At 63.5% G+C, this 11,497-nt stretch carries 10 protein-coding genes; 8 read left to right on the top strand and 2 right to left on the bottom strand.

Features of this window, described 5'->3' with window-relative positions; genetic code table 11:
* Both LQ952_RS13885 and hemE read left to right on the top strand, forming a co-directional pair.
* On the top strand, nucleotides 1–342 hold a 342-nt coding region (locus tag LQ952_RS13885; protein WP_238623224.1), incomplete at its 5' end, for a GatB/YqeY domain-containing protein.
* A gap of 585 nt (nucleotides 343–927) precedes the next feature.
* Nucleotides 928–1,995: a uroporphyrinogen decarboxylase gene (gene hemE, locus LQ952_RS13880; protein WP_238623223.1), complete on the top strand. Its 1,068-nt coding sequence runs from the start codon at nucleotides 928–930 to the stop codon at nucleotides 1,993–1,995.
* A 24-nt stretch (nucleotides 1,996–2,019) separates the two neighbouring features.
* Here hemE and LQ952_RS13875 read toward each other — a convergent pair whose 3' ends face one another.
* Nucleotides 2,020–2,613: a hypothetical protein gene (locus tag LQ952_RS13875; RefSeq protein ID WP_238623222.1), complete on the bottom strand. Its 594-nt coding sequence runs from the start codon at nucleotides 2,611–2,613 to the stop codon at nucleotides 2,020–2,022.
* Between the two features lie 19 nt (nucleotides 2,614–2,632).
* Entirely contained in the window at nucleotides 2,633–5,068 is a 2,436-nt protein-coding gene (locus tag LQ952_RS13870; RefSeq protein WP_238623221.1) for a penicillin-binding protein 1A, read from the bottom strand.
* Between the two features lie 186 nt (nucleotides 5,069–5,254).
* Here LQ952_RS13870 and LQ952_RS13865 point away from each other — a divergent pair, with 186 nt between their 5' ends.
* The 6 genes from LQ952_RS13865 to LQ952_RS13840 all read left to right on the top strand — a co-directional run.
* Nucleotides 5,255–6,316 (top strand): type IV pilus assembly protein PilM, encoded by a 1,062-nt coding sequence (locus tag LQ952_RS13865; RefSeq protein ID WP_238623220.1) that lies wholly within the window; start codon nucleotides 5,255–5,257, stop codon nucleotides 6,314–6,316.
* A complete protein-coding gene (locus LQ952_RS13860) occupies nucleotides 6,316–6,885 on the top strand; it encodes a PilN domain-containing protein (protein WP_238623219.1) in 570 nt (189 codons plus the stop codon). Before LQ952_RS13865 ends, LQ952_RS13860 begins: the two co-directional genes overlap by 1 nt.
* Complete coding sequence (locus LQ952_RS13855) at nucleotides 6,882–7,484, top strand: type IV pilus inner membrane component PilO (RefSeq protein WP_238623218.1); 603 nt, start codon at nucleotides 6,882–6,884, stop codon at nucleotides 7,482–7,484. Before LQ952_RS13860 ends, LQ952_RS13855 begins: the two co-directional genes overlap by 4 nt.
* Entirely contained in the window at nucleotides 7,477–8,028 is a 552-nt protein-coding gene (locus tag LQ952_RS13850) for a pilus assembly protein PilP (RefSeq protein WP_238623217.1), read from the top strand. Before LQ952_RS13855 ends, LQ952_RS13850 begins: the two co-directional genes overlap by 8 nt.
* A gap of 18 nt (nucleotides 8,029–8,046) precedes the next feature.
* A complete protein-coding gene (locus LQ952_RS13845) occupies nucleotides 8,047–10,221 on the top strand; it encodes a type IV pilus secretin PilQ (RefSeq protein WP_238623216.1) in 2,175 nt (724 codons plus the stop codon).
* Nucleotides 10,222–10,285: 64 nt separating this feature from the next.
* Nucleotides 10,286–11,497 (top strand): Ig domain-containing protein (locus LQ952_RS13840; RefSeq protein ID WP_238623215.1); only part of this gene is annotated, 1,212 nt, incomplete at its 3' end.

Here is an 11,497-nt window from a genome sequence, read left to right as displayed (position 1 = left end):
CAGGTGGAAGTGGACAGCCGCACCGAACTCGACGACACCCAGGTTCTGGCCATACTGGACAAGATGGTGAAGCAACGCCGCGAATCCATCACCCAGTACCAGCAGGCCGGCCGTGACGATCTGGTTCAGGTGGAGCAGGCAGAGCTGGAGGTGATCCAGGCCTACCTGCCCCAGGCCCTGACGGACGATGAAATCCGGCAGATGATCGATGCCGCCCTGACCGAATCCGGCGCCGAATCGGCCCGGGACATGGGCAAGGTCATGAACCTGCTCAAGCCCCGCATGCAAGGCCGCGCCGACATGGCCGCGGTCAGTGGGATGGTCAAAAGCCGCCTGTCCTGACGCCGCCTCACTCCTTGGTCATTGAATCATTCCCGGGCCACTGAGTACATCGTTCCTCATCGGATACGTCGGCTATTTACCCCCGTCATTCCCGCGAAAGCGGGAATCTACGGCTGCGTCAGCTATTTACCCACCGTCATTCCCGCGAAGGCGGGAATCCAGGCGGCCCCCTGAAAACATGGACTCCCGCTTCCGCGGGAGTGACGGCCAAAAGAACACCATTCCCGGGCCATTGAATACCTCATCCCTCGCTAGACACGTCATTCCCGCGAAGGCGGGAATCCACAGCCCCCCACGGCCACGCCGACCATCTACCCACCGTCATTCCCGCGAAAGCGGGAATCCATGCGGCATCCCGAAACCCCTGGACTCCCGCCTTCGCGGGAGTGACGGCCAAAAGAAGGCCATTCCCCCCAGGACGCCCCCGCACCCGGGGGAGCCTCCCCGCCGGCACATGGCGACAACTCAGACCGGCACATCGGCCGTTTTCATGACCTGGCCCGGGTAAACACCCCTCCATCCATATACGTACACGGACAACCCTTCGTATAATCGGGGGTTTAACCCCATGTGCATCGAGAACTCATGAGCCAACTGAAAAATGACCGACTCCTGCGGGCCCTGCTGCGCGAGCCTGTGGACACGACCCCCATCTGGATCATGCGACAGGCCGGCCGCTACCTGCCGGAGTATCGCGCCACCCGGGCCAAGGCCGGCAGCTTCATGAACCTGTGCGAGAACCCGGAGCTGGCCTGCGAAGTCACCATGCAGCCCCTGGACCGCTTCCCCCTGGATGCCGCCATCCTGTTCTCCGACATCCTCACCATCCCGGACGCCATGGGCCTGGGCCTGTACTTCTCCGAGGGTGAAGGCCCCCGCTTCGAGCGCCCGGTACAGGACGCCGCCGCCATCCGCGCCCTGGGCGTGCCCGACCCGGAAGACAAGCTGCGCTACGTGATGGACGCCGTGCGCCTGATCCGCAAGGAACTGGACGGCCGCGTGCCCCTGATCGGCTTCTCCGGCAGCCCCTGGACCCTGGCCACCTACATGGTGGAAGGCGGTTCCTCCAAGGAATTCGCCCGCATCAAGGGCATGATGTATGACGACCCCGACACCCTGCACCACCTGCTGAGCGTACTGGCCGACACCGTCGTGGCCTACCTGAACGCCCAGATCGCCGCCGGCGCCCAGGCCGTGATGGTATTCGACACCTGGGGCGGCTCCCTGAGCCCGGAGAACTACCGCCTGTTCTCCCTGCAGTACATGCAGCGCATCGTCGAAGGCGTGACCCGCGAAGCCGAAGGCCGCAAGGTACCCGTGGTGCTGTTCACCAAGGGTGGCGGGCAGTGGCTGGAAATCATGGCCGACACCGGCTGCGATGCCCTGGGTCTGGACTGGACCGTCAACATCAGCGATGCCCGCAAGCGCGTGGGTGACCGCGTGGCCCTGCAGGGCAACCTGGACCCGGCCGTGTTGTACGCCTCCCCCGACAAGGTGCGCGAAGAAGCCAGAAAGGTCCTGGCCGGCTTCGGTCACGGCAACGGCCACGTCTTCAACCTGGGCCACGGCATCCATCCGAAGATCGATCCGGAAAATGTCGCCGCCCTGGTGGAAACAGTGCACGAAGAAGGCAAGCAGTACCACGCCGGCTGATAGGACGGGGTGAGGGGCCTACCCTCACCCCTCCAACATCTGCTCCACCTCCTTCACCCCCGCCCGCTTCATCGGCCGTCCGTCCACCGGACTCGGGGGCGGCTGACGGATCCCGTCCACCGGGAACACCACCACATCCACATCCACCCCCTCCGCACCAAACTCAATGCAGGGGTAAAGCACATGGCCCTGTCCGCTCCGCACCCGGCGTTCGTCCGCCCGCCAGCTCACGCCCCGATCCTGCAGAAAGAAAATGACCTCCTCCGGACTGTCCGCAAACACATGCAGGGTCAGCTCATCCCGGCCATTGACAATCCCCGTCAGCACCGGCCCCACCAGACGGGGATTGAAGGACGCCAGCATCCGCATGGCCTTCAACGCCACCTGACGCAGATGCCGAAGCTGCAGCCGTGACTCGTCGTCCTCGAACAGACGCTGACGCTCCATCACCGCCTCCTCGATCTCCGTGTTTCTGGGGAGATTCCGTGTCTGCCCCGCCCCCAGCCGGTCCGCTGCCTTGCGCTTGGCCAGGCGGTAATCCACCACCCCTTCATCCAGGATAATGCGGGCCGCCTCCTCGGCAATCATCTGACGCACGCGAAGATCATTGGTGGACATGACGGCCCTCCCGATAGCTTCAAAAGATACTTTCCGGCGTATGCTCATCCGCCATCGGACCCGGCGCATCCCGGGGCAGCTCCGGCGGCAACTGCTCCGGCGTGAATGCCTCGAAGATCGTGCGCTGGGTCCGGCTGGTCACCCGGCCGCCGGTTTCCGCATCAATCCGCAGACTCACCATGCCGGAAGGCTGGGACCAACGACGCTGGGGCTGCCCCTTCAAGGCCTCCCCCATGAAATCCACCCAGATGGGCAGGGCCGTGGAACCGCCAGTCTCACGCCGACCCAGGGACGTGTACTGATCAAGGCCCACCCAGGCGGTACTGACGATATGGCCGCCGAAACCCGCAAACCAGCCATCCCGCAGTTCATTGGTGGTCCCGGTCTTGCCCGCCACGTCCTCCCGGCCCAGGGCACGGGCACGGCCGCCGGTGCCGCTTTGCACCACGTCGCGCATCATGCTGTACATCTGATAGGCATTGGAGGCCGGAATGGCCCGCTCCGCCGCCAGAAAGGCCGGGCCGTCCCCGGAGGGCCATGTCAGCCCGTCCATCCCGAGCTTGGCCACCTGATCATCCGGCAGCGTCGGCGCCCTGCAGGGCGACTCACAGACCCGGCGGGGCACGCTGCGGAGCACCACCACGCCCGCGGCGTCCTCCACCCGATCAATGAACCAAGGCTCCACCCGATACCCGCCGTTGGCGAACACCCCATAGGCACGGGTCAGCTCCAGCGGCGTCACCGAACCACTGCCCAGGGCCATGGACAGCGACCGGGGATGGCGCGCCGGATCCAGCCCGAAACGGCCCAGATAACCGTGTACCCGATTCACCCCCACCTCATCCAGCAACCGGATGGACACCAGATTGCGGGAATGGGCCAGGGCCTCCCGCAACCGGGTCGGCCCGTAGAAGCGACCACTGTAATTACGCGGCCGCCACTCCCCCTGCAACGACACGTCATCGATGACGATGGGCGCGTCATTGATCACGCTGGCCGGAGAGAAGCCATGGCCCAGGGCCGCTGAATAAATGAAAGGCTTGAAGGCCGAACCGGGCTGACGCTCCGCCCGCACGGCCCGATTGAAATTGCTGCGATAGAAATCATAGCCCCCCACCAGGGCCAGCAACGCCCCATCCCGGGCATCCAGGGCCACCAGCGCCCCCTCCACCGCCGGCACCTGACGCAACACCCAGCGGTCCTCGGACTCGCGCAGCAGACGCACCACATGGCCGGGACGCACAACGTCCGACACCCCCCGGGGCGCCGGCCCCCGGGTGGACTCATTCACGTAGGGCCGCGCCCATTCCACCGCAGCACGGTTCAGCGTCACCCGCTGCCCCCGCCCCACGTAGACCGTCGCCCGCTCGGCGTTCGCCTCGACCACCACGCCCGGCCAGAGCTGCCCGGCCACCCGCGGATAATCCGCCAGCACCCGATCCAGGGCCGCGTCGGTCTCATGCCGACGCAAATCAATCTCCGCCTCGGGGCCGCGATAGCCATGGCGCAGGTCGTACTCCATCAACCCCTTCCGCAAGGCCCGGGTGGCCGCCCCCTGCATGGCCGGGTCCAGCGAGGTATACACCCGATACCCATCCGTATAGGCCGCATCGCCGAAGCGGGCCACCATGTCCATTCGCACCATCTCGGCCACATGGGCCGCGTCCACCTGCACCACCGGGTTATGCAGCCGGGCCGTCTCCGGCGCCTGCCGGGCCGCCTCGAACGCGGCGGTATCGATGTATCCCAGCTCATGCATCCTGCCCAGCACATAATTGCGCCGCGCCACGGCCCGGGCGGGATTGGTGACGGGGTTGGCCCGCGAAGGGGCCTGCGGCAGGCCGGCAATCGTCGCAATCTGGGCCAGGGTCAGGGCATCCACGTCCACCCCGTAATACACCTGGGCCGCCGCCCGCACCCCATAGGCCCGCTGCCCGAGGAAGATCTTGTTCAGATACAGCTCCAGGATCTCGTCCTTGCTCAACTCCCGCTCGATACGGATGGCCAGGAAGATCTCCGTCAGCTTGCGGGTATAGGTCTTTTCCCGCTCCAGGAAGAAGTTACGCGCCACCTGCATGGTGATGGTACTGCCCCCCTGAGTCTTTTCACCGGTGGTCAGCAGGTTGACCGCCGCCCGGATCAGACCCACATGATCCACCCCGGGATGAGTCTCGAAACGGTCGTCCTCCGCCGCCAGAAAGGCCAGGCGCATCAGCTCGGGCACATCGTCGATGGCAATCGGCTCCCGGCGCTGCTCGCCGTATTCCGCCATGAGCAACCCATCACGGCTGTATACTCGCAGCGGCACCTGGAGCTGCACCTCGCGCAGACTCTCCACATCCGGCATCTGCGGTGCCAGATAGGCATAGGCAGCCGCCGTGAACAGCACCCCCAGGGTGAACACGCCGAAGACGGCCATCAGGCCAAGGACAAGGGATTTGATCAGGAAGCGCATGAAAATGCCTGCAGGCTCGACAACACGGCCCGATATCGGGAGAAGGCAACCACTCTTCGGAAATACCGCACGCCACAGGGATGAACGGCGGGACATAAGGTAGTAATTCCGAAAACTTGGGTCTAGTATCTGGAAAAAACTATAAGCCACTCCACCCAAGTGTCGCAATGAATTGAAGGGGTCACCGTGATAGGACTCGCCCGCAAACGCCCCACACTGATCGGGATCGACATCAGCTCCACCTCCGTGAAGATGGTGGAACTGTCCCGTTCAGGCAACAGCTATCGGGTGGAAGGCTACAGCGTCGAACCCCTGGCGGGCAGCGCCGTGGTCGAAAAGACCATCCAGGACGTGGACGCCGTGGGCCAGGCCGTCAGATCCGCCTACCGGCGCCTGGGCAGCACCAACAAGCTTTGCGCCCTGGCCGTCCCTTCCTCGGCGGTCATCAACAAGGTCATCACCATGCCGGCCAATCTCAAGGATGACGAAATGGAAGGGCAGATCCAGGTCGAGGCCGACCAGTACATCCCCTTCGCCCTGGAAGAGGTCAACCTGGACTTCGAGATCATCGGCCCCGCGCCCAAAAATCCCGATCTGGTGGAAGTCCTGCTCTCCGCCTCCCGCAGCGAAAACGTAGAAATGCGGGTGGCCGCCGCCGAACTGGCGGGCCTGACCCCCAAGGTGGTGGACGTGGAGGCCTACGCCATCGAACACGCCTACCCCCTCCTGGCCGCCCAGGCCCCGGAAATGGACATCAACGGCCTGGCCGCCGTGATCGACGTGGGCGCCACCATGACGGCCATCACCATCCTGCACAAACAGAAGATCATCTACACCCGGGAACAGAGCTTCGGCGGCAAACAGCTTACCGAAGACATCATGCGCCGCTTCGGCATGTCCTACGAGGAAGCGGGGCGCAGCAAGAAGGAAGGCGGCCTTCCCGACACCTACGTCCCCGAGGTGCTGGAGCCCTTCAAAGACACCATGTCCCAGCAGGTCGCCCGCTTCCTGCAGTTCTTCTATGCCGCCAGCAGCCATGCCCATGTGGACCAGATCATCCTGGCTGGCGGCTGTGCCGCCATCCCCGGCGTGGATGAACAGATCGAAGCCCGGCTGGCCACCCTCACCCGGGTGGGCAATCCCTTCAGCCGGATGAGCCTTCACCCCCGCGTCAACCCGCAGCGTCTGGGCAGGGACGCCCCATCCCTCATGATCGCCTGCGGCCTTGCGATGAGGAGTTTCGACTGATGTCCCGCATCAACCTGCTCCCGTGGCGAGAACAACGGCGCAAGGAACAACAAAAGGAATTTACCGTCATCGCCGCACTGGTGGGCCTGGCCTGCCTGGTGGCGATCTTCCTGGCCCATGTCCAGGTCAACAACCTCATCCAGCAGCAACAACAGCGCAACAACTTCCTGCAGAACGAGATTCGTCTCCTGGACCTGCAGATTGCCGAAATCCAGGAACTGGAAGCCACCCGCCGCGCCCTGGTGGACCGCATGACCATCATCCAGGAACTGCAAACCAGCCGGCCGCTGGTGGTCCGGCTGTTCGACGAACTGGTCAACACCCTCCCGGGCGGCACCCACCTCACCGGCGTCACCCAGCGCGACAACAACCTGGAAGTCACCGGCCGGGCCGAATCCAACGCCCGGGTCTCCGCCTACATGCGCAATCTGGAAGACTCCCCCTGGTTTGCCGAACCGGTCCTGCTGGTGATCGAAACCCGTGAGGAACGGGGCGTGCGCCTGAGTGACTTCCGCCTCACCGTCCGCCAGGCCTCCCCCGGCACCGAGAATACGGAGGCATCCCGATGAAAAAGGGCAGCTTCGATCTCAACGACCTCAACAACATCGACCTCAAGACCATCGGCTCGGCACCAATGCCGGCGCGGATTCTGGTGCTGGTGATCATGGCCGCCGCCCTGCTCGGCGTCGGCTACTGGTTCGACACCAAAGGCCAGATCGAAAATCTCCGCCAAACCGAGGCCCGGGAAATCCAGCTGCGCCAACAGTTCGAGACCAAGCAGCGCCGCGCCGCCAACCTGGACGCCTACAAGGCACAGTTGGAAGAAATGCGCCGCAGCTTCGGCACCATGCTGCGCCAGCTGCCCAGCCAGACCGAGATCCCCAACCTGTTGGTGGATATCTCTCAGACCGGCCTCTCATCCGGCCTGGAGATCGACCTGTTCCGCCCGGAAAACGAGATCCGCCGCGGGTTCTACGCCGAAAAGCCCATCCGCCTGCGCATGAAAGGCAACTATGACCAGGTGGCCACCTTCACCAGCGGCGTCGCCTCCCTGCCTCGCATCGTCACCCTGCACGACATCAACCTGCGTCCCGAGCAGGGCACCAACCAGCTGACCATTGAGGCCACCGCCAAGACTTATCGCTACCTGGAAGGTTCCGATGGCTGATCCCAGGCACACCCAAGGCCGCGCCGGCACGCTTGTGGCCGGCCTCCTGGCCGTCACCACCCTGGGCCTGACCGGCTGCGGCAGCGACCTCTCGGACCTGCAGCGCTATGTAGAGCAGACCAAACAGCGCGCCGGCGGCCGCATCGAGCCCATTCCCGAGATCGTCCCCCACGAGGTCTTCATCTACCCGGGCCACGAACGCGACCCCTTCGACAGCGCCGTGATCATCACCCGCGCGGCCGAAACCGCAACCCGCACCCCCGGCAGCATCACCATCGACGTGGATCGCACCCCCGAATACCTGGAGCGCTTCCCCCTGGATACCCTGCGCATGGTGGGCACCCTGGAACAGGGCGGCATGCAGTGGGCACTGATCCGCACCCCGGAACGCACCATCCAGCGGGTAACGGAAGGCAACTACCTGGGCCAGAACCACGGCCGCATCGACCAGATCGGCCCCGGCGGCATCGACATCACAGAAATCGTGCCGGACGGATTCGGCGGCTATATGGAGCGCAGCGGCTCCATTGCGCTCACAGAATAGGCAACGAGGAACAGACGCATGACACCGGCAACCTTGCGACGCACCCAGCCCCGGACGGCCCCCGCCCCCCGGTCCCCCGGGCGCCCCTTCGCCCTCCTGGTCCTGTGCCTGCTGGCCCTGTGCTGGCAAAGCGCCGCCGCCCAGACCCGCGCCCTGGAACAGATCATCTACAACACCCTGCCCGGCGACCGACTCCAGGTCATCATGCGTTTCACCGCGCCGCCACCGGAGCCCATGAGCTTCACCATCGACAATCCGGCCCGCATCGCCCTGGATTTTCCCGAGACCCGCAACGCCCTGCCCCAGCGCAGCCAGACCATCAACATGGGCCTGACCCAGTCCGTCAACAGCGTGGAGGCCTCGGGCCGCACCCGGGTGGTATTCAACCTGGTGCGCATGATGAGCTACGACACCCGCCGGGACGGTAACGACCTGGTGCTCACCCTGGCCCCCGCCGGCGCCCCGGCCACGGCCGCCGCCCCGCCTGCGGTATCCGGCCTGCCCGCACCCACCCGGGAAGCCCCGTCACCGGCCCGACAGGCCCGCGGTATCTCCAACGTGGATTTTCGCCGCGGCCCCGAGGGTGAAGGCCGGGTCATCATCGCCCTCAGCGATCCCCGCACCCCGGTGGACGTGCGCGAGCAGGACGGCCGCATCGAACTGTCCTTCCATCGCACCCACCTGCCGGAACGACTGGAACGGCGTCTGGACGTGACCGACTTCGCCACCCCGGTACAGACCATCGACGCCGTGCTGGAATCCGAGCGGGTCCGTATCAGCGTCGCCGTCACCGGCGAGTACGACGTCCTCTCCTATCAAGCCGAAGGCAGCTACACCCTGGAGGTCAAACCCCTCACCCGGGAACAGCGGGAAATCCTGGAGCGTGAACGCTTCGTCTACACCGGCGAACGCCTGTCCCTCAATTTCCAGGACATCGAAGTGCGCTCCGTGCTGCAGCTCATCGCCGACTTCACCGACCTCAACGTGGTGGTCAGCGACACCGTGACCGGCAACATCACCCTGCGCCTGCGCAACGTGCCCTGGGACCAGGCCCTGGACATCATTCTGAAAACCAAGGGACTGGCCCTGCGCCAGAACGGCAACGTCCTCTTCGTGGCCCCCTCGGAAGAGATCGCCGCCCGCGAACGACTGGAACTGGAATCCCAGCGTCAGGCAGCCGAACTGGCCCCGGTACGGGCCGAATTCATCCAGGTGAACTACGCCCGGGCTGCGGATGTGGCCGGCATCATCAGCGGCGATCAGAACCGGTTCCTGTCGGAACGAGGCAGCATCACCGTGGATTCCCGCACCAACACCCTGCTGGTTCAGGACACCGCCGACACGCTGCAGGAAATCCGCCGCCTGATCAACACCCTGGACATCCCGGTACAGCAGGTACTGATCGAGACCCGCATCGTAGTGGCCACCGATGACTTTGCCCGCGACCTGGGCGTACGCTTCGGCGTCACCGGCGTGCGTCAGCACGGCGACACCATCTACGGCACCGGCGGCGGCCTGGCCGCCGCGGACGGCATCATCCGCGATGCCGTCAACAACCTCAACACCAGCGGCTCCCCCTTCCCGGTGGACATCCCCAGCCTGAACGACCGGCTGAACGTGAACATGCCCGTCACCTCCCCCGCCGGCAGCATCGGCCTGTCCATCCTGCGCCCGGACGTACTGCTGGACCTGGAACTGACGGCCCTGCAGGTGGAAGGCCGGGGCGAGATCGTCTCCACCCCCCGGGTCATCACCGCCAACGGCCAGACCGCCGTGATCAAGCAGGGCGAGCGCATCCCCTATGAAGAGGCCACCACCTCCGGCGCCACCGCCATCCAGTTCATCGACGCAGTGCTGTCCACCGAAGTGACCCCCCAGATCACCCCCAACGGCAACATCATTCTCAACATCCGGGTGAACAAGGACAATGCCGGCACCCGCGAAGTCCGCGGCACCCCCTCCATCGAGACCCGCGAAGTGAACACCCAGGTCTTCGTCCGCAACGGCGAAACCGTGGTGCTGGGCGGCATCTACGAGATCACCAGCCTGGACCAGCTGCGCAAGACCCCCTTCCTGGGTGATCTGCCGATCATCGGCCAGCTCTTCAGGCAGCGTAGCCGGACCGAGAACAAGGCGGAACTGCTGGTATTCGTGACGCCGAAGGTGGTGGAGGAATCGACGTTGAATCGTTAAGCGCCGATATGTTCCCACGCAAGAATAAAGAAACACCCGAATCAAGCGCATTGGAGCCATGCCGATGACCATCGGACGAAAATATCTTATATGTCTGCTGCTACTGATCCCACTGTTCATCGCGGGCTGTGGTGGAGGTGATGATGGTGGTGGATTTACCAACCCACCAGAAAATGGTGCTGACTCGGGTGAAAATAGACCAGAACGGCCCTTAGAATTTACCGGTCAAGGTAATGATGTCCTTCCATTTCAAATACAGACTGGGGGTGCAGTATTCTTTGACATGACTCACAACGGCAGCGGTGTCTTTTTCGTGACACTACTGGACCAGAATGCTAATCGCATTCGCAGTCTCTTGATTGAATCAGGCAATGTCTCTGCAAGGGCTGTCGAAAACTTAGCAGCGGGCAATTATCTGCTAGAAATTGAAGCAGGTGGTAGCTGGGTCATCAGAATCACTCGACCCAGCACTCCCCAACCGGATCCGGATCCTACTCAACCTGTGGAGCCTGTCTCCATCGCCACGGATACGCTTAACAATGGTCTGCGTGGAAATGACTACGCCGAGGTCTTGAGGGCCACCGGTGGAACCCAGAGTTACAGTTGGTCCATTGAAGAAGGATCACGGCTACCTGAAAGACTGTCCCTTAACAGCACAACAGGTGGCATCTCGGGCATCCCCACCCGGTCGGGTGTTTTCAATTTCAATGTCAGGGTCACCGATAGTAGAGGCGAGTATTACATCAAGGCACTCTCTATTGCTGTAGATGCACCCCAGGCCCCCCAAATCCTCACTGACCAGCTTCCAAACGCCGTAGTTGATCAGGATTATATTGCTCTACTCCAGGCCGATGGAGGAGAAACACCCTATGAATGGTCTGCGGTGGCGGGGATCAACCTTGATGCTATTGGCCTTTCATTGAGTAGCGAAGGTATCTTGTCTGGCATTCCCACCAGAGCTGGTTCTTATAGATTCGTGGTTCGCGTATCCAGTAGTAACGGAGCCTCGTCATTTCGCGAGGTGAACCTGTCTGTCACGGTCTCTACTGCGCCGTCCATCAACCAAACTTCTCTTCCCGCCGGCGTTGTAGATCAATCTTATGTAGCAAAACTCAATGCAAACGGTGGTCAAGCACCTTATTCATGGGCGATAGAGGCTGGCACACTACCCCCCGGGATTGAGATCAACCCCGCAAACGGAATCATCAGCGGAACCCCCACAGCAGCCGGGATCTTTAATTTTGTCGCCAGGGTCACAGATGCAAACCAGGGCGAA

The organism is Ectothiorhodospira lacustris (assembly GCF_022227785.1).
GTDB lineage: Bacteria > Pseudomonadota > Gammaproteobacteria > Ectothiorhodospirales > Ectothiorhodospiraceae > Ectothiorhodospira > Ectothiorhodospira lacustris.
This window is presented reverse-complemented; position numbering and strand designations above follow the sequence as displayed.

Bases quoted from the DNA above. Each gene is read 5' to 3' on its own strand.
- LQ952_RS13845 (WP_238623216.1), top strand. From the start codon at position 8,047: ATGACACCGGCAACCTTGCGACGCACCCAGCCCCGGACGGCCCCCGCC.
- LQ952_RS13860 (WP_238623219.1), top strand. From the start codon at position 6,316: ATGTCCCGCATCAACCTGCTCCCGTGGCGAGAACAACGGCGCAAGGAA.
- LQ952_RS13850 (WP_238623217.1), top strand. From the start codon at position 7,477: ATGGCTGATCCCAGGCACACCCAAGGCCGCGCCGGCACGCTTGTGGCC.
- LQ952_RS13855 (WP_238623218.1), top strand. From the start codon at position 6,882: ATGAAAAAGGGCAGCTTCGATCTCAACGACCTCAACAACATCGACCTC.
- LQ952_RS13870 (WP_238623221.1), bottom strand. From the start codon at position 5,068: ATGCGCTTCCTGATCAAATCCCTTGTCCTTGGCCTGATGGCCGTCTTC.
- hemE (WP_238623223.1), top strand. From the start codon at position 928: ATGAGCCAACTGAAAAATGACCGACTCCTGCGGGCCCTGCTGCGCGAG.
- LQ952_RS13875 (WP_238623222.1), bottom strand. From the start codon at position 2,613: ATGTCCACCAATGATCTTCGCGTGCGTCAGATGATTGCCGAGGAGGCG.